Source organism: Solibacillus sp. FSL R5-0449 (genome assembly GCF_037975215.1).
In the GTDB taxonomy this organism is placed as follows: Bacteria; Bacillota; Bacilli; order Bacillales_A; family Planococcaceae; genus Solibacillus.
This window is the reverse complement of sequence record NZ_CP150239.1, coordinates 1,540,506-1,558,616: the sequence shown is the minus strand read 5'-3', so window position 1 is coordinate 1,558,616 and position 18,111 is coordinate 1,540,506. Positions and strand designations below refer to the sequence as shown.

At 36.0% G+C, this 18,111-nt stretch carries 22 protein-coding genes; 8 read left to right on the top strand and 14 right to left on the bottom strand.

Annotated features, from left to right (window positions below):
* Nucleotides 1–255 precede the first annotated feature (255 nt).
* Nucleotides 256–627: a hypothetical protein gene (locus MKY27_RS07550; RefSeq protein ID WP_339199143.1), complete on the top strand. Its 372-nt coding sequence runs from the start codon at nucleotides 256–258 to the stop codon at nucleotides 625–627.
* Nucleotides 628–857: 230 nt separating this feature from the next.
* Here the strand turns inward: MKY27_RS07550 and MKY27_RS07545 are convergent, their stop codons facing one another.
* Nucleotides 858–1,298 (bottom strand): NUDIX domain-containing protein, encoded by a 441-nt coding sequence (locus MKY27_RS07545; RefSeq protein ID WP_339199140.1) that lies wholly within the window; start codon nucleotides 1,296–1,298, stop codon nucleotides 858–860.
* Between the two features lie 241 nt (nucleotides 1,299–1,539).
* On the opposite strand from MKY27_RS07545, the gene MKY27_RS07540 reads away from it, so the two are divergent.
* Nucleotides 1,540–2,016: a hypothetical protein gene (locus MKY27_RS07540; RefSeq protein ID WP_339199137.1), complete on the top strand. Its 477-nt coding sequence runs from the start codon at nucleotides 1,540–1,542 to the stop codon at nucleotides 2,014–2,016.
* Between the two features lie 180 nt (nucleotides 2,017–2,196).
* Nucleotides 2,197–2,613 (top strand): protein-disulfide isomerase, encoded by a 417-nt coding sequence (locus MKY27_RS07535; protein WP_339199135.1) that lies wholly within the window; start codon nucleotides 2,197–2,199, stop codon nucleotides 2,611–2,613.
* Between the two features lie 208 nt (nucleotides 2,614–2,821).
* On the opposite strand, the gene MKY27_RS07530 is transcribed toward MKY27_RS07535, so the two are convergent.
* Nucleotides 2,822–3,319, bottom strand: coding sequence for a hypothetical protein (locus MKY27_RS07530; RefSeq protein ID WP_339199132.1), 498 nt, complete (start codon nucleotides 3,317–3,319; stop codon nucleotides 2,822–2,824).
* A gap of 246 nt (nucleotides 3,320–3,565) precedes the next feature.
* Here MKY27_RS07530 and MKY27_RS07525 point away from each other — a divergent pair, with 246 nt between their 5' ends.
* The 3 genes from MKY27_RS07525 to MKY27_RS07515 all read left to right on the top strand — a co-directional run bounded on the left by MKY27_RS07525 (nucleotide 3,566) and on the right by MKY27_RS07515 (nucleotide 5,255).
* Nucleotides 3,566–3,967 carry a hypothetical protein gene (locus tag MKY27_RS07525; protein WP_339199129.1) on the top strand — a complete coding sequence of 134 codons (402 nt, stop codon included), beginning with the start codon at nucleotides 3,566–3,568 and terminating at the stop codon, nucleotides 3,965–3,967.
* 278 nt (nucleotides 3,968–4,245) lie between these two features.
* Complete coding sequence (locus tag MKY27_RS07520; protein ID WP_339199127.1) at nucleotides 4,246–4,449, top strand: hypothetical protein; 204 nt, start codon at nucleotides 4,246–4,248, stop codon at nucleotides 4,447–4,449.
* A 206-nt stretch (nucleotides 4,450–4,655) separates the two neighbouring features.
* Nucleotides 4,656–5,255: a hypothetical protein gene (locus MKY27_RS07515; RefSeq protein WP_339199125.1), complete on the top strand. Its 600-nt coding sequence runs from the start codon at nucleotides 4,656–4,658 to the stop codon at nucleotides 5,253–5,255.
* A gap of 219 nt (nucleotides 5,256–5,474) precedes the next feature.
* Here MKY27_RS07515 and MKY27_RS07510 read toward each other — a convergent pair whose 3' ends face one another.
* From MKY27_RS07510 to MKY27_RS07500, 3 genes are all read right to left on the bottom strand, one after another.
* Nucleotides 5,475–5,645 carry a hypothetical protein gene (locus MKY27_RS07510; RefSeq protein ID WP_339199124.1) on the bottom strand — a complete coding sequence of 57 codons (171 nt, stop codon included), beginning with the start codon at nucleotides 5,643–5,645 and terminating at the stop codon, nucleotides 5,475–5,477.
* A 214-nt stretch (nucleotides 5,646–5,859) separates the two neighbouring features.
* Nucleotides 5,860–6,225 (bottom strand): hypothetical protein, encoded by a 366-nt coding sequence (locus MKY27_RS07505; protein ID WP_339199122.1) that lies wholly within the window; start codon nucleotides 6,223–6,225, stop codon nucleotides 5,860–5,862.
* 243 nt (nucleotides 6,226–6,468) lie between these two features.
* Nucleotides 6,469–6,903, bottom strand: coding sequence for a hypothetical protein (locus tag MKY27_RS07500; RefSeq protein WP_339199119.1), 435 nt, complete (start codon nucleotides 6,901–6,903; stop codon nucleotides 6,469–6,471).
* Between the two features lie 785 nt (nucleotides 6,904–7,688).
* Here MKY27_RS07500 and MKY27_RS07495 point away from each other — a divergent pair.
* The gene (locus MKY27_RS07495; protein ID WP_339199118.1) at nucleotides 7,689–8,204 is read left to right on the top strand and encodes an amino acid oxidase; all 516 of its coding nucleotides are present in this window, start codon (nucleotides 7,689–7,691) and stop codon (nucleotides 8,202–8,204) included.
* Nucleotides 8,205–8,556: 352 nt separating this feature from the next.
* Nucleotides 8,557–8,979, top strand: coding sequence for a hypothetical protein (locus MKY27_RS07490; RefSeq protein ID WP_339199116.1), 423 nt, complete (start codon nucleotides 8,557–8,559; stop codon nucleotides 8,977–8,979).
* Between the two features lie 409 nt (nucleotides 8,980–9,388).
* Here the strand turns inward: MKY27_RS07490 and MKY27_RS07485 are convergent, their stop codons facing one another.
* From MKY27_RS07485 to MKY27_RS07445, 9 genes are all read right to left on the bottom strand, one after another.
* Nucleotides 9,389–9,991 (bottom strand): alpha/beta hydrolase, encoded by a 603-nt coding sequence (locus MKY27_RS07485; RefSeq protein WP_339199115.1) that lies wholly within the window; start codon nucleotides 9,989–9,991, stop codon nucleotides 9,389–9,391.
* A 33-nt stretch (nucleotides 9,992–10,024) separates the two neighbouring features.
* Nucleotides 10,025–11,008: a ring-cleaving dioxygenase gene (locus MKY27_RS07480; RefSeq protein ID WP_339176251.1), complete on the bottom strand. Its 984-nt coding sequence runs from the start codon at nucleotides 11,006–11,008 to the stop codon at nucleotides 10,025–10,027.
* Nucleotides 11,009–11,085: 77 nt separating this feature from the next.
* A complete protein-coding gene (locus MKY27_RS07475) occupies nucleotides 11,086–11,520 on the bottom strand; it encodes a MarR family transcriptional regulator (protein WP_339199113.1) in 435 nt (144 codons plus the stop codon).
* A gap of 128 nt (nucleotides 11,521–11,648) precedes the next feature.
* On the bottom strand, nucleotides 11,649–12,587 hold the full coding sequence (locus tag MKY27_RS07470; protein ID WP_339199111.1) for a methyltransferase domain-containing protein: 939 nt from the start codon (nucleotides 12,585–12,587) through the stop codon (nucleotides 11,649–11,651).
* Nucleotides 12,588–13,037 carry a protoporphyrinogen oxidase gene (locus MKY27_RS07465; RefSeq protein ID WP_339199109.1) on the bottom strand — a complete coding sequence of 150 codons (450 nt, stop codon included), beginning with the start codon at nucleotides 13,035–13,037 and terminating at the stop codon, nucleotides 12,588–12,590.
* Between the two features lie 118 nt (nucleotides 13,038–13,155).
* Nucleotides 13,156–14,640 carry an MFS transporter gene (locus MKY27_RS07460; protein ID WP_339199107.1) on the bottom strand — a complete coding sequence of 495 codons (1,485 nt, stop codon included), beginning with the start codon at nucleotides 14,638–14,640 and terminating at the stop codon, nucleotides 13,156–13,158.
* Nucleotides 14,641–14,797: 157 nt separating this feature from the next.
* Nucleotides 14,798–16,030 (bottom strand): DNA polymerase IV, encoded by a 1,233-nt coding sequence (locus MKY27_RS07455; RefSeq protein ID WP_339176242.1) that lies wholly within the window; start codon nucleotides 16,028–16,030, stop codon nucleotides 14,798–14,800.
* 198 nt (nucleotides 16,031–16,228) lie between these two features.
* Nucleotides 16,229–17,182, bottom strand: a complete 954-nt coding sequence (locus MKY27_RS07450) for an SDR family oxidoreductase (protein WP_339199104.1) — start codon at nucleotides 17,180–17,182, stop codon at nucleotides 16,229–16,231.
* Entirely contained in the window at nucleotides 17,179–18,108 is a 930-nt protein-coding gene (locus tag MKY27_RS07445; RefSeq protein WP_339199102.1) for a bile acid:sodium symporter family protein, read from the bottom strand. The genes MKY27_RS07450 and MKY27_RS07445 overlap by 4 nt, the downstream gene beginning before the upstream one ends.
* Nucleotides 18,109–18,111: the final 3 nt, after the last annotated feature.

Genomic DNA, 18,111 nt, shown 5'->3' with positions numbered 1-18,111 from the left:
CAATACACGATTACATTTTTATATCTACCCACGTTGGCAAATATATTCCTCTCGCTCTTAAACATAAACCTATATAAACACTCATCTAATAAATTAAATGCCTAGATTATTTCAAGCAGCTAGTTAATCGGCTAATAGGCTAAACACCATTTGAATAAAGTCATAGTTACCTAAGATATTCGTCCACAGTCTTTTTCAACTAAAGCATAATCTAGTGACGTAATACCAATTAAACCCGAAAGGAGATGATTATTTATGCCGGTTACTGGAAACCAAAACACTGAAGATAATCTAGAAGTAATTCAAACTCAAAATCAAGGATTATTTATTCAAAATTCTCATACTGTTGACGTAACTCAAACGGAAGTTCAAGGTCTTGTGGTAGTTCAAGCTGCCCTACAAGCTGCTATCGAAGCTGCCGTTGTAGTTTTAGGCTCCAATGAAAATGCTGATATAAGCAATCTTCAAAGAATAGCTCAAAATTTAGAAGTTACTCAAACTGAAATTCAAAACGTTACTATTATTGACTCTGATGCAATCACTGTAAGACAAACCGAAGTTAAAATTGATGTAGTAGTTCAAGCAGCTATCCAACTATTAGCTCAACTAGCTTTAAGAGTTGCCTAAATAGAAATTTACACGCTTAAGTTTTGCAATACTAAGAGCTATCCTACAAACTTTTGTGGATAGCTCTTACCTATTTTAATGTTTCACAATATCTAGTTCATTTCCGATAAAATCTCGTTCCTAAGCAAAATTTATTATTAGTTGGTCAGTTAAATAATCTTATTAAATTTACTTTTTATTAACGTGTTTTGATAATGTAGTTGATCTTCAATCTTAATATTTCCACTAAGCTAATATTTCACCTGCAAATTATCCTGTAGTATTTTCTCTGCAAGTTTAATGTTTTCTTTTAGAAATAAAGGTAGTTCCGTATGTGCAAGAATCTCTGATGTAGTCATCCAAATAACATCATCCACTTCTTCAGTACTTTTAGCATAAGGTTCTCCACATTTATGATGACATAGGAAAACAATATCGATCACATTTATCCCTGATTCTGTCACGAAGGAGGAGCTATTTACATATTGAATGCCTGTAATTTCGCTACCTACTTCTTCAAAAATTTCTCGTTTTAAAGTTCTTTCCAGAATATCTGACGAATTACCTTCAATTTCACACTTCCCTCCTACTAATGAGAGACCACCACCAGCATGCTCTTCCTTTTCACTTCTGCGGATTAAAAGCCATTTCTCATTGCGACGAATTGCCCCTTCTACATTTACAACAAACATAAAATACCCCCTAAAATTCATAAACTTTCTTTAGTACTTGCCCATTTAATTTCGTAGACGTATTTTTTTGCAGTAATTCCGCCAGGTTATAGACTCTATAAACTATATCTTATATGAATCTCCAATTATTGCCACATTAAAAACCTTTGCATTATAAAATTTGATAAGTACAACTCCCAAATGTCGCTTTGGTAATGTTAAAATTTTATTTAAATATGGTTTAACAAAAGGAGCAGGATTCATGAATCAAAGCCACGTTAAAAAACATATAAAGAATTGTTTAATTGTAGGAATCTATGCACACCAACTTTTTATTAATGAGAAATTAGAACTTACATCTAGTGAATTTGTGATTAACCTAAAAAATCCTGTTACATCGGAAAGTTGGTATTGGCGATTAGAATGGTCTGAAGATGCCAAAGGACAAGATTTATTAATCATTCATGAACAACAAACTCCTGAACCATTAAAGTTTACAACAGAACCAATTATTTCTAACGATTATTTTATACTTGATTCTAGATTCAGCTTTGATGACAATAACATTAATCAAGTCATTGGTTATGGTTATAAAGACACAAATTATGAAATTTTAAGGTCGCTTGTTTTTGAATTTGAAAACGCTTATCTCCTAGTTAATACTGGTCCTATTATTGAAATGAAGTATGTAAAAGTGAAACCAAAACTTCAGCAAGACATTATTTTTACGATGAATTAAAAATCCGTTACCACATTTAATAAACGCTTTAGGGACACATTTAAAAGGCGTTCCGTTGTTCTTAAAGTGCTATTTATGTTTTGAATTCAGAAAATTGAAACTTTCATGTATTCTTTTCCGTATAACTAATTAGATTGATAAAATTGACTAATTAACTTTAAAAAATTGGGAGGGAAATTTATGAAAAAAATACTTTCGTTAGCAATGCTTAGTATTGGCTGCGCTTTAATGCTATTTGGAGGTGATCAACAAGGTTCATCAAATAATCTTGAAAATGTTGCAAAAGCTGAGGATTTTGAATCACATTATTATCAAAGCGAACGATATATGATTTATTTGGATGAAAATGAACTCACAATTAATGGAACTTTTGTAAATGATGATAGAAAGAGTATTCTTGACAAGGTTGTAGTAACTGAAGATATGGAAAGTTCCCATGTTGAGAGAGAATATACTAATGCTAAGGTAGAAGTCAAAGATGATAAATATATTATTACAGCTGATGACGGTGTTTCATTAGAATTTACTAAATTTAAAGAACATATCATTGTGGATGCCGATGGAATGGAATACATTCGTAAGGCAAAGCCCTTATAATCGAAACGAATTATAGTTGATAATAAAGCCAGTAATCCTTTTAAAGATACTGGCTTTCGTTATTTTTAGAAACCCAACTAAGCATTTTTACCATTTTTATGGTGGAAACTATAAAAGTCACAATTTCTTTTCATAGAATCGCGCCCTTTAATTGAATAACTAAGAATCATTAATTTAATATCTGAGATTAGAGTGTAACATTATCTAATTAATATTGAATATCAAAGGCAGTTACATAAGTAGCGGTACTACCTTCCCATGTTCCTACTATTTCAACTATATATTTCCCTTTTTCTTTTATTTCTTCAAATGTATTATACGTTGCAATCACATTATTATTGTCCCAGACTCTTATCTCATATTGAGTTGGTTCTTTTTCAAAATCTAATTTTATAGTTTCGGCCAGATTAACACTAACTCCTTGTTCGATATTCATCATCTCGTTTGGGGGAGCATGATCTGCCTCCACAGTTACTACTTGCCCTGTACTTTTATCAAAATAACTCCAACTATAAGTTCCACGGTAAGTTTTAATCTCATTTTCGCCAATTTTTAAGTTTATAGCTGGTGGTTTTTCACGATTATTTGACTCTGTGATTATATTGCTATTACTAATACTTTTAGATGTCTCTTCTTCGACATTACTACAACCTAATAATGTGAATAACATCATTAATGAAAATCCCAATCGAATTAAATTATTCATAAAATGTCTCCTTTTTAAATTAGTCGACATTTTCAAAGTAAAGTTACAAAATATTGTCTGTTAATTTAAAACGCATACAGGGCCAATTCTTTTATTCAAGAAAGCGCACAGTTGAAAGAAGGAGTAACTAAGCTTCTGTAACCACACATTTCAAATACAATAAATGTACCAAATTCTGCTTTGAGAAGGTTTTTGAATCTATCTAGTGGAATATAGATATATACAATTATTGGGAGGTGGATATTGGTGAAAAAGAAATTAAGTTTATTATTATTATCGGCAGTAGTGGCTTGTGGTATTTTTACATTTTCAAATAATGTTTATGCAATTACACAGTTGAAAGAGTTAAAGGATGACAGTTATTCTACGGAGGTTCTAACAGTTTTAGATGCCCAAGGTGTTTCCTACTTAACTACCGAAGAAAATTTACACACACCTTCTGGATTACCTATTTATAAAACGGAAGTATATTATGCCAACTTAGATGAATTAAGACAACAACCTGAGTTTTTCGAATTTAAAAAAGATGTTGAAGGGCATTTATATAAAGGTACTCTAGAATTATATCAAGCTGAAATAGAAAACGACGGTAGCTGGAAAGCAATTTATAGTGGAGTAATCTCTAAAGTCGAGTCGTCTAATGAATAACAGTTCCAATTTATACAAGTTGTTTTCAGATAACGTTTCCAAATGAAAGTTTGGATATACACTAAAAAGCGGGAAACGTTGATATAATAACGTTTCTCGCTTTTCTTATCGAACATTGTTTATTCGTGATTTTATTGTGGAAGAACTTTAATTCCATAAAAACCATTCTAATTAAACGTTCGGCATTGTTTTTCTACTTATTCTTGCGAAATATGTTTTTTAATTTTCACGTTTGAGACTTGTAACCCTGTTAGGTTAGAGTCTTAAGTGGGTTCTAAATGAATAACTTAAATAGTGAGAAATTGATTCAAGGAGAAATTAGAGCTGTAAAAAAACAAACACTTAAAGTATTGGGTATTGGTTTTATGGTTATATTATTTTTTTTAATTTATTGGATTTATTTTGAAGAGAGTTTTTTAGTTGTTGAAAGTAAGTCCCCTGATGTTGATAAAGAAGTAATTATTAATGAAGTTGGAAATTAGATAATAGATTCCGGTACAATATAGATATATTTTAAACAAGAAATAGCCATAGAATTTGAACAATCCGCTCAGATTTTAGAGTATTCCTTCTATACTAATCACATAGAAATAAAGAATAGAGAAGAAAGCATTTAATTTATGGAAGAATTGAATTTTGTCTCGCGATTCTTGGTCATACTAACTTTGTTAGGGAAAGGAGTTTATGCATGAAAACAAAAATTTTATTCGGTTCTGCTATTGTCGTTATAACTATGGTTACACTCAGTGGGGTCCTTAAATTTTCAAGTGACGAAGATGAAGCAACAAATAGAAACATTGTAGAAGCATCTGAATCTCAAATTTATCATGCTGAAATTAAAGAATGGGTTTCAAAGATGAACGTATTACTTTCCGAACCGTTGAACGACCCAAAATTGAAAAAAGCAAATAACGATGAAGGTTTCGAGTATTATTTGAAGTCACTAGTAGTCGATAGAGAATCACCAATCGATGTAATTAAAGGAAATAAAGAATTGAAAGAAGATTATACAACTTTGTTCCTTTTAACCAGCTATATATCTAATAAACAAGCTGCCCGAACGGTACATTTAGATCCTAATGGTGAAGCAATAGAATCAACAGATTTAGTTGATCAATGGGCACCTACTGATGAAAATACGCTTATTGCATTCGATTACATGAAGCAAATTATCAATGATTTAGACGTAGCCATTAATCATAAGGGAAAAGGTGAAGTATATGGTGTGACACATTTATTAAACGGTAATAAGGCTTCGGAAGTAAAAAAATTCGTAACCAGCAGTTGAGAGTGAAAATGCCGAAAGTTATTCGTCTCCTTTAGACGGTAGACATGTCGAAGATCTCGATTTTATCTACTGTCTATTTTATTTAAATTTAAATAAGAGCTAATTACTTATACAACAATTTGGCCTATAACGGAAAAACGCGATCTTCTTATTGAAGAATCCCGTCCAGATTGTGGAATATCCATTACTGTATTAACACCTTTGTAAGTACAATAAGAATTATTTTTCAGATTTAAAAAAGCACCCACCTATTGAAATCAATAACCCTAAAAAAGAAATTCCAAATCCTATTTTTGTTCCACTTGAATATCCAAGTCCCGTTGAACTATATGCCGATATAATGGCAATACCAAAAAGTATAATTGCTATTCCTAATAGAACAAATTTCATATGTTACCTCCTCGTCCTTGTTCAAAAAACCTGAACGATAGTTTTAGCGTAATCTTTCTTTCACAATCTTAATTATATTATATATAATTTGGTTTATTTTCCTCTACAAATAAAAGCAAGCGCTGATCCTTGTTACAGAATTGCGCCCAGATTGTTGAACATCGTTATTCAACTAAAAACATCTATTTGTTCAACAAGATGATATTAATATTCATCACTTTTGAATTAAATTAAGTGCGTTGGTTTTATAAATTTTATCTTTGTCTAAATCAAGGAATTCATCATTACCATTATTAATATTAGGGTAATACCCAAGTGTAAAGATCACATTTTTGTTTTCTTTAAATATAATTAAATGATTTGGCAATGCAATATTCATGCTTTCTGTACTTTCTTGTCCTGCTCTTTCAATCGTATTTATAATTCGCTTTATTTCTTCTTTCGATTTAATGACAGAAATAACTTCACCTTCTTGCTCGCTATATTCTTCTGGACTTGGTGATGCGCTTGCAAATTTCAGAATCTCAATACTTGTGATTGTAGTATCATTTACAAAAAAGCTGTTTGAACATCCTCCCAAAAATATAGCCAACAATGATAGTAGTAATAGCAAATTATTTTTTATAATAACAAATCTCCCCCTTTTAAACTTATTAAATTCTTTAAGTAATGCTTCGTTAGTTTAAGTGTAATCCTTAACAATCTTGAATTCATTATCGATTTTGAGTACAGGACTAGATAATTATGTACCAAACGTCAGTTTAGGAATGTTTACGTTTCTTAAATTCATTTACTCGATGGGAAGTGAATTCTCGGGAGGCAGTTATTCCAAATATAAACTAGTCGAATATTCAATCCCATCTTCACCTATATATTTTCTTGGTGCAACTTTATTTAAAGTATAACTGAATTTTGGATTTCCTTTTACTTTAATTGTATAAGTGTCTTTGTTCTTTAATACACTGTACTTTTTATACTCCCCAGGAATTAGTTTCGTTTCAGTGATTGTAATATCCTTGTTGAAATCTTCTTTAGTAGAACCGTCAATACGGGGAGAGGGTATAAATGAATTTTTTATTTCGAGCGTTCCATCAATAGATTCGATTGCGTATTGCGTAAAACTTGTTTTGCTTGTTTGTTCTAGATAAAATCCTTCCCATTCCGCTGTAACATTGTTGTTCTTTTGCAGAAAAGTAAATACCAAAATTATAGTAAATAATATCCCACCAAGCAATATGACCACTGTTTTTTTTGACATATTCAATCTTCCTCCTTTTTTAGCATTATTTTCATTTATCTGTTATACGAATTCCAAAGCAAAAAAGATTCATCAAGAGGTCCCATCAGATTTATGCGGAATTACAAGTACGATGTATCATTAGAATTTACTAAATTTATGGACCATATCGGGGTAGCGTCAGAAAAATGCGGATTTACAACGTTAAGAGCAGATTATTCCCAAACATCGCTTTGGGAACGTATAATGCAGATATAAATGGGAGCGTTTTGCGTTTCGAAGGAGGAAAGACTTTGAATAAACACCCAAAAGTAATTGTTTTTTTACTTTTCATTATAAATATAATTTTTGTATGGGTATCTTTAATGATTTCTGATTTATTTGTTAGTCTAGAAAGACTTAGTGAACTTAATGGATATATGTTAACGGATGAAGGGGAGATTGTAAGTTTTCTGATGTTCAGTATCCCTATGCTCTTGATACAAGTTCTTTTTATATATTTTATATTAAAATATTTGAAAAAAAAGCACGTTCATAAATCTGTAATCATACTAAACATCGTAGCAAATTCTCTTCTCTTTTTGTGGTTTGTCTTTAATTTATACGATTTCACAATAAATGGATATTAAAATACAAGAAGCTCAATGATTTATAAAGTATGCAAATTAAACCTAAATAACGTTCCCAAATGATACTTTGGGCATGTTTATATTTTCAATTATTATAGTAATTCACCCAAACAGCAACTATATAAAATAACTCATAAATGGTAATATGAGGGTGTGTATTGTTTAGGAGGTATCACGATGAGATTAAATATGATTTTAAGTATTATATCTATTTTTTTCTTACTAACTTTAAGTGCGTGTTCAAATAATGAAGTTAAATATGAGGGAGAACCTTTAAAAATTGCTGTAATTGGTGATATTCCTGAATTAAATAACAAAAAAATTCATTTTGAACCAACTTCTTTAGATGAATTTGGTGAAGATACAGTACATATTTCAATAAACTTTGACGCTGTGATGATAACGCCTGTGATGTTTGAAGAAGCATCTAATGATAGATTTGTTGAGGTATATAATAACTCTAAAATACCTATTATCTTTTTTGATTCGGAAAAAAGGAATCTTCCGTTTACGAACGAAGGAACTACCTATGAAACGGCTCGTTGGGAATCTTTAAATAATGGCTCTCATACGACAATTTATCTATCCGATATAGATGCCGATAGAGAAGATGTTTGGTATTTCTATTTAAAGAATGAAAAAGAGTTAGATAGTCTTTATAAAGAGATTTTTCAAATGATCGAAACGTTATAAAGTTAGATTTTACGTAGTTAAGATTGTTATAACATGCAGTATCATTCAAAATAACGTTCCCAAATAAAAGCTTGGTAACATTTTAAACAGCGACAAGCACTGTAAATCAGTGTTTGTCGCTGTTTTTATTAGAAAATAACGCTCTGAGACACTGCGAGAAATCATTTTAAAGAGGACTGCTCAATTCACTCGTTCTGAATGGAGGTAACATATAAATAGAATCTCAATGAAATGTTCCCAAAGGACGCTTTGAGTGCTTTATTTTATTCAACTAACGAGATAGGTTTATTGAATAAAAAGTAACAAGAGATACGAAGAATAAGGAGTAAACGTAAACCAGAGGTGAGTGTTGATGGTTAAGCATTACTTAGTCTTATTAGGATTTATATTGATTATTCTTACTTCTATGCAAGTAGCAAAATCAGAAACAATACCAAAAGCAGAAGAAATGTATGTCACAACAGAGGACATTATTTCAGACATTATCTTCCCAACTATTGATAAAAGAGTTATCAAAGAGTATGGAGGAGATAATCGCCTTATTTGGCACTGGAAAAGGATTGTTGGTATTACTTACAACGAGAATCATTCCTATGATGTTACTGTAAAAATTGAGATTCCTTCAAAAGACATTAATGAAAATGTTGAAAATGTTAAAGAAGATTTGGTTAAGGTAAGAATATCCCCGTCCTGTGATAGTGAGAAGATTAATAGGAAGAAATGTAATCACGGTTTCGAAATTGAGATAATAGACTACAAACATTTATCTCAATAAGAAATATTACCTTTAACTAAACGCAACAAGGTTTTATAAAATATGCAAAATAAATCTAAATAACGTTCCTAAATTAAAGTTTGGGAATACACCAAAATGCGGGAAACGAGGATTTAATAACGTTTCTCGCTTTTCTTATTGAACATTGTTTATACACTATTTTATGCAAGTCTCCTAAACCCTTGATATAAGGGCTTTTTGATTACTGGGTATTATCTTTAATTTGCATAAAAACTTATATAGCCATTCTTTTGTCGTTATAAATCTACATCTTTTTAACACTCCCCCAAAGAAAAAATGCTCCTCCACAATCTTGGCTCGATTATTGAATAACAAAAGACGAAACCCTGTTGGATTCCGTCTTGAACAGTCATAATATGACAGTATATTTTGTTGTAACAACCTTTAATTAAAACGTGCGTTCATACCATGCCTTCGCTTTTTGTACTTCATTCATTGTCAGCTGGTGACCGTTGGATTCCCATTCCAATGTCACGCTTGCTCCTGCGTCTGTTAAATAGCGCTCCAGATCGATTGCTTCTTGCTGCGGGCAAATCGGGTCATTCACTCCTGCTGCGATAAATACTTGTGTGCCGTTCTGTTTCGCCACAGTTGTATCATGATTCGGAACCATTGGATGATGCAAAACCGCCCCTTTTAATGCATTTTCATATTCAAATAACAGGTTCGCTGCGATATTTGCACCATTTGAATAACCGATCGCAATAATGTTTTGACGGTCAAAGCCGTATTCACTTGCTTTCTCGCCGATAAATTCATACAGTTCCTTCGTACGGAAAGCCAAATCTTCCATATCAAACACGCCTTCAGCTAAACGGCGGAAAAATCGTGGCATACCATGTTCTAAAATATTGCCGCGCACACTTAAAACCGAAGCTTCCGGATCAATGATTTCTGCCAGTGCAAGCAGACTGTTTTCATCCCCGCCAGTACCATGTAACAATAAAAATACCGGCTTATCTTCTTTACCTTGATTAAAAATATAGTTCATCGGACATTCTCCATTCTCAGTTTGTTAGTCAAATTATTCGTATTCTTTTTCGATTGTTTTTGTTGAACGCACCGTATCAATCGGTCGGACAACACTTTCAATATAATCGCGTTTACTCTCCAGGAACGGTGGTAATGACAGGATTTCCCCTACTGTTTCATATGGCTCATCGCCCATGAAACCTGGTCCGTCTGTAGCCCATTCAAATAAAATCCCCGGTGCGACACGTGCATAAAGTGATTCAAAGAAGAAGCGGTCCACATAGCCCGACGTACCGAATCCGAAGCTTTCAAGACGGCCGATCCATTCACGCAACACGGCTGTATCTTCAACACGGAATGCTGCATGGTGAACTGTACCGAAACCTTGACGACCTGGCTGCAGCACTGTATTATGCTCGACAATTACAGATGCTCCGTTACCGCCTTCCCCTACTTCAAATAAGTGCAATGAATCTTCTTTTCCTGTTTGACGCATCACTAATACTTTCTCAAGAACTTCCTTGAAATAATCAAAATTTGAAACACGTACATGAATTGGACCTAATCCTGTAATCGCAAACTCTAATGGAATCGGACCTTTTTGCCAAGGTGTACCTGAAGCGATTCCTTCATTGTTTTCATCTGAAATAAGCATGTATTGCTGGTCATCGAAATCGACGAATGATAATGTTTGCTTACCGAACAATGGTTTGATTCCTTCATGTTGTACTTTCAGACGATCGAATCGTTTTACCCAATAGTCCAGTGCCGCATCGTTTGGAACACGGAAAGCTGTTTTGTAAATTTCGTCCGTACCGTGACGGCCTTTCGGGATTCCAGGGAAATCAAAGAAAGTCATATCTGTTCCTGCAGAACCTTTATCATCCGCGAAAAACAGGTGGTATGTTTGAATATCATCCTGGTTAACCGTTTTTTTCACTAGTCGCATTCCTAATACATATGTGAAAAATTCGTAATTCTTTTCTGCACTGCTTGTAATGGCTGTTACGTGGTGGATTCCTTTAATGTGATTCATTTGTATTGCCTCCATTTTTCTCGATATCGAGATATTAGTTTAAGAAAAATGCACCGATTCCGATGCTTTTAATCAATTTAAAATTTGTTCGCATGGTGTCCCACACGCTTTAAATAGTCTGTTAAATTTTGCAGTTCTTCATCCGACAGCACATCAAAAATCGATGCAATCTTCTTTTCATGTGACGGGAAAATCGATTCAATCATCTGTCTTCCTTCATCCGTTAACGAAACAAAAGTAACCCGGCGATCTGTCGGACAGGCAACACGTGCCACGAGATTTTTCTTCTCCAGTTTATCAACGACATACGTGATACTGCTGCTAGCGATCAATACTTTTTTACCGATGATTTGGATAGGCTGATCTCCTTTATGATAAAGCAATTCCATCACGGCAAATTCCGTTAAATTCAGATCATGCTGCTGGATATCTTTTTTCGTTGCTTCTTGAACGGAAGTCTGAGCCCGATGTAAAACAGTAAATGCTTTTAAATGTTTGTCATATTTACTCATAAAGTTGCCTCCTTCCTGTTATCACGAATTCATTTATCTTTAATTCGAGATAAATATACCATGTATAAAATACAGTGTCAATTAAAAAACGTTCCAAATCAGTACTACACTGAGTTGGAACGTCTCTTCTATTCACATATTAAAACTTGGCGTTCAAATTTACCCTTTTTCAAAACGGCTCGATCGATAATCGTTAAACCGGCTTCGTCGATTTTATCATCCATCGATTCGATTGTTACAATGATGACCCGTTTTGCAATCCGACGGGCATTTGTAATGATGCTTTGCTGCAGTTCACCCGTAATATGCGTAAATAAATTGTACGGCATATCAATGATCGCCACATCATAGCCTTCACTTGCCTCTTCAATTGGACCGATCTCTACATTCGGTTCGTAGCCGAAGTGGCGAAGATTGATTCGGGAACCCCATACAACCCGTTTGTTGATGTCACGACCTTCAATTTCAATCCCCATACTCATCGCTTCCACAAGCACTGTACCGATACCACAGCAAGGATCGATCACCTTTAATCCGTCCGGAAACGGTACCGCAATATTGACAATCGCACGGGCATCCCGTGTACTCAATGCCGTAGAATACATTTCAGGTTTTTGCATATGCTTCAGCCAAATTGCTTCCCCATATGTAAGTTCACCTAAATAATAGCGCTCCTCGTGAAGAACAAGACCCAATACTACATCCGGTTTTACGAGTTCCGGTTCAGCATTGATGACCGAGCTGAGGCGAATCATATAATCGTTTCGAATCGCACGGTTAAGTTTCGGTTTAATCGCATCATCACTATTATTTAAACAGTGAATTTTGAACGTATTTTGTCCCAGCTCCAGCTTAGCCGCCATTTCTATCAGCTGCTCTATTGAACTCGCTTCCAGGAATACAGCTAACCTTGAACGCATATACGGACTACGGCTCGGCTCTATTTTTTCTTGGCTGATCAGAACATTTTCTTCAACTTGAAAGTTAAAAAATGTGCGCATTTCCAAACGTGAAAGTTCATATTCATCTCTTTGCCATGTAAAACTATATAAATATTTTTGCGTCATTTATTTCTCGACAATCGATATTAATTGCGCAACAAATTGGTAAAGCATTTCACATACTTCTGTAATCGTCATCTTCTCATGGAAGCCTTCTATGCAGTCAACCGCAATGTTCAGTTCCCAAAGACCTTCTTGACCGGAGAACGCTGCACTGCTGCTTCCTAATGCAGATTTGACATTGTCTTTTAAATATTGACGGATGACTTCACCATGTTTCTTTTGCAGTTTCAAGCCGAATAATGCCGTATACAGATTAAATGCATCATCAAATTCAAGTGCTACCGCATCGATGCGAATATCGTTGAATTGTGCACATTCCACATAAATAAATTCCCCTTGATTGTCCTTTAAATAGTGGATCGGTGTTGATGCAAATGCATTACTTTCCGCTGTAATTGTATCTTCTGTTTCTTTACTGCATCGTTCTAATACTTCTAAATGTAATTGTACCATGTTTATAATTCCTTTCGATTCCATATTCGCCCATTAAAAAATCACCTAGTCCAGTATACATGACTATTGTTTAAAGCGCATTAGAAAGAAATTTCTTTCAAAACGGAAAACCTTCTATTTATGAATGATGCATTTTTTCCTTATGCTGAACCTTTACAAATGCCGCGCCTGATTTCATAAATGAATAGAGCACCACCATACAGAAACTAAATAATAATGTTCCTGTAAATACAAAGCCGGATGTTCCTACTAAATCTAGTGCACCTAAAAGTGAAGACCCTGCGACTACGCCAATCGAGAAAAACGCATAAAAATAGCCGTACGCTTTGCCGCGCGTCTGTTCAGTCGTTGCTTCAATTAATATCGCATTAATAGAAGGGAATAAAAATGCAAACCCGATTCCGTAAAGTGCCAGTATTGCATAAAGCAAAGTCATTTCAGATGTCAGACCGATTCCGATTTGAGCAAGTCCAAGTAATAGCACTCCCGCAAACAATGTCACTTGCGGATTCAAATAATCGAAAATTTTGTTCGTCGGTAAGATAAATATCAGAACAGCAACAATTCCGAATACACTTAGTAATGTACCAGATACTCTGGAGTCATACCCTAGATCCTGTACATAAATCGGCAATAAATAGGCGAGAACACCTTGTGAAAACATGAGGAAAAATGCGCCGCCAAATGCTTTTAAAATACCGCTGTTCCAGTTCAACTTTTCTTTTGCCTGCTGCTTTTCCCGTTTTGGTAACGGTGATTTACGTAAAAACAGCACTAGGCCGACCAATAGGACAATTCCATAAAGTGCAACAATTGAAAGCACATTTGGGACTGAAATTTTACTTGCTAGAATACCGCTTGAAGCCGGACCAACAATCGCTGCAATGCCGACAAATGAACCTGTCACCGCGCTGCCGCTCCCCTGTTCGTTTGCTGCTCGCATATTCGCAAGCAATGTAAAGGCCGCTGGAGTAATAAACCCGCTACTAAACCCGTGAATACAGCGGACGATTAAAAGAGCCGTCGCATTATCGACAAGCTGGTAGCATAATAGCGAAATCGCAGACGTTAACAAGCCGAATAGCAAAATGCGAAAGGCGCCGATTCTATCGGTAAAAATACCGGAAAAGATATTGCCGAATGTATTCATAAATGAATAAAGTCCTACGACTATCCCCGCGATAAATGTTGTCGCGCCGACCGACAAGGCATATGTACTCATAATCGGCAGCTGGACGAACAAATCAAAAAATGAAAAGAAAATGATGGCATAAACGAGCCATTGTTTCGGAAATGGCTTTGTATGTAAGGTTGGTTGCATTTTTTTCAGTCGATAGTCGAGCAGAAAATTGCCAAATGGAATAAATGCGACCAGCACGCTTAACAATGACCAGCCGATATGCCATTGGATACGCAATTGTACAATAACGATTGCGAGAAAATAAACCATAAAAATACCGCCGTGTACGCTGCCGTTTACCGTCACAAATTGCGGTAAATCTGCGAAATACTTAAGCGGCATCGAAATAAGTAATAACGTAATGAGCGAAATCCCATCGAGTAAGCCCATTATTCGTAAAAACCGGATCGGATGTAAACTCATATTGTCCTCCTGATGCATAATATCAACCCTATTATAGCATGGGTCTTTCGTAGTTACCTAACTAAATGAAAATTATTCTCATAATACTATATACAAGTTTCGGAGAAGTTAAACATTGCAAGCTGTGTTGAAGTTCCCACTTTAACGCAGCTTGCATTCATTTCGTATGATCTTCCAGGAAGTCCTTGCTGAAGCTTGTTTTCGAGGCATAGCTTTTTGATTTCACCCGGACACCGCGTTTAATGGCGCCTTTACCGAACTTCTTCTCAATCGTATCGACCAGTTCCAAAATCGGCTCGTCTTTTATATGCTGCTCAAAATTAAACAGACTGAGCTGCTGGGTCAATTCGGACTGATCGACAACATTGGAAACAGTAATGCCGATTAGTCGGACAGGCGTTTCATCCCAGTGTTCGGTAAACAGCTTCCACGCGATTTCAAATATTTCATCTGCCTGATTGATTGCGTTTCGCAATGTTTTACTGCGCGATACATTTTGCCAGTCGAAATTTCGGATTTGAATCGTCACGGTTGTCCCAGCCAAATATTTTACTTTCAGCCGTTCTGATACACTTTTACTCAGCTTTTCAAACGTTTCTTTTAAAATATAGTATTCGGTCTCATCTCTTGGAAGTGTCGTCGAGTTCCCGACACTTTTTGTATCAAAAATAGCATTCGGGTCAACAGGACGCGAATCAATACCATTTGCACGCTTGATAAGTCGAGCCCCGTTTTTCCCTAAATTCCGGATTAACAGCCGTTCATCCGCTTGCGCCAAATCACCGATTGTAAAAATATTCATCGTATTTAACTTCTTCGCTGTTTTCTCCCCTACCCCGTGCATTGTCACGACTTCCTGCGGCCATAAAAGCTCCGGCAGTTCGCGAATCCTCAAAATCGTAATTCCGAGCGGTTTTTTCATGTCAGAAGCCGTTTTGGCGAGAAATTTGTTAGGGGCAATACCGATCGAACACGGCAAGTCGAGCTCATGTAAAATACGCTGCTGAATTTCCTCGGCTAACTGGAGCGGGTGCTGTGATTTCGAGCGTTCCGTCACATCCAAATATCCTTCATCAATTGATACTGGTTCGACTAGATCCGTATAGCTTCGGAGTATGGAGAAGATTGCCGCACTGGCTGCCCGGTATTTTGGGAAATCAGGAGGCAGTAACAGCAGTTCAGGACATTTACGCTTTGCTTCCCCGACATTCATCGTCGTATAAATTCCTTTCGCACGAGCCTCATAAGAGCTTGTTACGATAATCCCTCGTCGTTCCTTAGCATTTCCTGCTACAGCAATCGGCTTTCCTTTTAAACTCGGATCATGGGCCTGTTCGACCGATGCATAAAAACTATTCATATCTAAATGGAAAATAATTCTCGCTGCCATTTCCCCACCTCCTAAACTGAGCAGATTGTTATGAATACTATTTTACTACATTATTATTGGTACGGGGTAAACGCTGAACTCAATAAATCAGAGGAAAATCTTTGTTTACAATGCCACAGAAAGCAAAATATAAAAAAACCGGAATTTCAGATACAAATCTGACCTTCCGGATCAACACAATATTCAACCCCATCTATGCTATTTCAACTCTTTCATTCGATGCTGCCAGTAATATTCAAATACCTCAAGCGAAGATTTTTGCGGAATATACTGAAATACTTCCTTCAGTCTTTTATTGTTCAGAACCGGACGATAACGCAGGAAGTCAACCTGTTCTTCTCCGTACTGACTTAACTTCAGCCTCTTTAATATAAACAGACTCCCTTTTATAAACGGTGCCGGTATTTTCACAACTTTTTTATTCAGCAATATGCCAAGCTCATCAATTGTGACAGCACCATCCCCCGCCAGATTGAAAATACCTGTCACCTCACTGTCAATGGCTTTCGCAAAACAGGAAATGACGTCCTGGTCCCAAATAAAGACAAATGGACTTTTTGATTTGGCTACACCAAGTACCATGTTCTGTTCGAACAAATTCGTAATTTGGTTGCGTACATTCTTCCCTAAAATCGTTCCGATCCTAAAAATTGTCTGCTCAAGCTGCGGGTATTGCGAGCGGTACTGCTCGAGCATCTCTTCCACTAACCGCTTATGATAAGAGTAGGCAAATGCTTCATTGCCCCGGATTGGGTCTGTTTCTTCTATCCATTCCGCATTGGTATCATAGTAGCCATAAGCCGCACCACTGGATGAAACGACAATCCGCTTAACATTTGTCTGGACACATGCTTCCAGAATATTTTTCGTTCCTAATACATCTACAGAATATTCGAATTCCCGGTTGCTTTTCTTACCCGGGGTAACAATCGATGCTAAATGGACAACGACATTCACATCATATTGTTCAAAATATTCCTTCGCTTCATCTGAGCGGACATCCAACACGATATAGTGCAGATTAGGATGCGCTTCAAAAGGAGACGTATCTCGAATATCCGCTGCTATAATGGAATGATTTGTAGACTCCAGTAAATGACGGACGAGCTGTTGACCTAAATAACCACCCGCCCCAGTAATTAAAACGTTCATGCCTGGACCTCCTGTTGAACTGTGACAATCGCTTCGGGAGCGCGCCTTGACCAGAATGTTGCGATTGCTAATCCGGAAATAATATGCCAGATTCCCCACATTGCCGCAACAAGCGCCATACCGCCTAAACCTCCAAAGAAGGTAAAGATGAGCACAAGGCCAAGACCCGAATTTTGAATACCGACCTCGATGGCGATCGCTCTTCTGTCACGCTCGTTCACTTTTAATGCACGGGAAGAGAAATAGCCGATGCAAATCGCCAGTAAATTTTGCAGGATCACGACCCAAACAACCGCCCCAACATTATTAATAAATGTATCGAAATTATTCGCTACCATAATGACAACAAAGAGCACGAAAATGACAATCGAAAGTTTCATCATGATCTGGTTGAAACGGGCTGCAAACTTCGGGAATTTTTTTCGAATATACATCCCGATAATTAACGGCAGACCGAGCATGAAGAAAATTGTCGTGAACATATCGACAACACTAATACTGAACGATGTCATAATTTCTTTTGTCGGACCGTATAAAGATGCCCAAAACATTGTATTGAGCGGTGTCATAACAATCGCCAAAACCGTGGAAATGGCTGACATGCTGATCGACAAGGGTGTATTGCCCTTAGCATAATGCGTTAAAAAATTCGATAAATTCCCTCCCGGACAAGCTGCGACTAAAAATAATCCTAACGCAATACTCGGAATCGGCTGAATGATGCTGACAAGAACAAATGTAATCGCCGGCAACAGGAGAAATTGACAAGCAAATCCGATTAATGCCGGTTTAGGTGTCTTTAACGATCTCTTAAAATCGGAAACTTGCAGATCGAGCGCTACGCCAAACATGATAAATCCAATGACGATGTTCATAATTAACAAGGCTGTCTCATTAAAGTTGATTTGAATAGTATCGATTCCCATACA

What these genes read in the sequence shown, in the direction of transcription:
- MKY27_RS07550 (WP_339199143.1), top strand. Translation starts at nt 256, where the DNA reads ATGCCGGTTACTGGAAACCAAAACACTGAAGATAATCTAGAAGTAATT.
- MKY27_RS07545 (WP_339199140.1), bottom strand. Translation starts at nt 1,298, where the DNA reads ATGTTTGTTGTAAATGTAGAAGGGGCAATTCGTCGCAATGAGAAATGG.
- MKY27_RS07540 (WP_339199137.1), top strand. Translation starts at nt 1,540, where the DNA reads ATGAATCAAAGCCACGTTAAAAAACATATAAAGAATTGTTTAATTGTA.
- MKY27_RS07535 (WP_339199135.1), top strand. Translation starts at nt 2,197, where the DNA reads ATGAAAAAAATACTTTCGTTAGCAATGCTTAGTATTGGCTGCGCTTTA.
- MKY27_RS07530 (WP_339199132.1), bottom strand. Translation starts at nt 3,319, where the DNA reads ATGAATAATTTAATTCGATTGGGATTTTCATTAATGATGTTATTCACA.
- MKY27_RS07520 (WP_339199127.1), top strand. Translation starts at nt 4,246, where the DNA reads ATGAATAACTTAAATAGTGAGAAATTGATTCAAGGAGAAATTAGAGCT.
- MKY27_RS07515 (WP_339199125.1), top strand. Translation starts at nt 4,656, where the DNA reads ATGAAAACAAAAATTTTATTCGGTTCTGCTATTGTCGTTATAACTATG.
- MKY27_RS07510 (WP_339199124.1), bottom strand. Translation starts at nt 5,645, where the DNA reads ATGAAATTTGTTCTATTAGGAATAGCAATTATACTTTTTGGTATTGCC.
- MKY27_RS07500 (WP_339199119.1), bottom strand. Translation starts at nt 6,903, where the DNA reads ATGTCAAAAAAAACAGTGGTCATATTGCTTGGTGGGATATTATTTACT.
- MKY27_RS07495 (WP_339199118.1), top strand. Translation starts at nt 7,689, where the DNA reads ATGAGATTAAATATGATTTTAAGTATTATATCTATTTTTTTCTTACTA.
- MKY27_RS07490 (WP_339199116.1), top strand. Translation starts at nt 8,557, where the DNA reads ATGGTTAAGCATTACTTAGTCTTATTAGGATTTATATTGATTATTCTT.
- MKY27_RS07485 (WP_339199115.1), bottom strand. Translation starts at nt 9,991, where the DNA reads ATGAACTATATTTTTAATCAAGGTAAAGAAGATAAGCCGGTATTTTTA.
- MKY27_RS07480 (WP_339176251.1), bottom strand. Translation starts at nt 11,008, where the DNA reads ATGAATCACATTAAAGGAATCCACCACGTAACAGCCATTACAAGCAGT.
- MKY27_RS07475 (WP_339199113.1), bottom strand. Translation starts at nt 11,520, where the DNA reads ATGAGTAAATATGACAAACATTTAAAAGCATTTACTGTTTTACATCGG.
- MKY27_RS07470 (WP_339199111.1), bottom strand. Translation starts at nt 12,587, where the DNA reads ATGACGCAAAAATATTTATATAGTTTTACATGGCAAAGAGATGAATAT.
- MKY27_RS07465 (WP_339199109.1), bottom strand. Translation starts at nt 13,037, where the DNA reads ATGGTACAATTACATTTAGAAGTATTAGAACGATGCAGTAAAGAAACA.
- MKY27_RS07460 (WP_339199107.1), bottom strand. Translation starts at nt 14,640, where the DNA reads ATGAGTTTACATCCGATCCGGTTTTTACGAATAATGGGCTTACTCGAT.
- MKY27_RS07455 (WP_339176242.1), bottom strand. Translation starts at nt 16,030, where the DNA reads ATGGCAGCGAGAATTATTTTCCATTTAGATATGAATAGTTTTTATGCA.
- MKY27_RS07450 (WP_339199104.1), bottom strand. Translation starts at nt 17,182, where the DNA reads ATGAACGTTTTAATTACTGGGGCGGGTGGTTATTTAGGTCAACAGCTC.
- MKY27_RS07445 (WP_339199102.1), bottom strand. Translation starts at nt 18,108, where the DNA reads ATGGGAATCGATACTATTCAAATCAACTTTAATGAGACAGCCTTGTTA.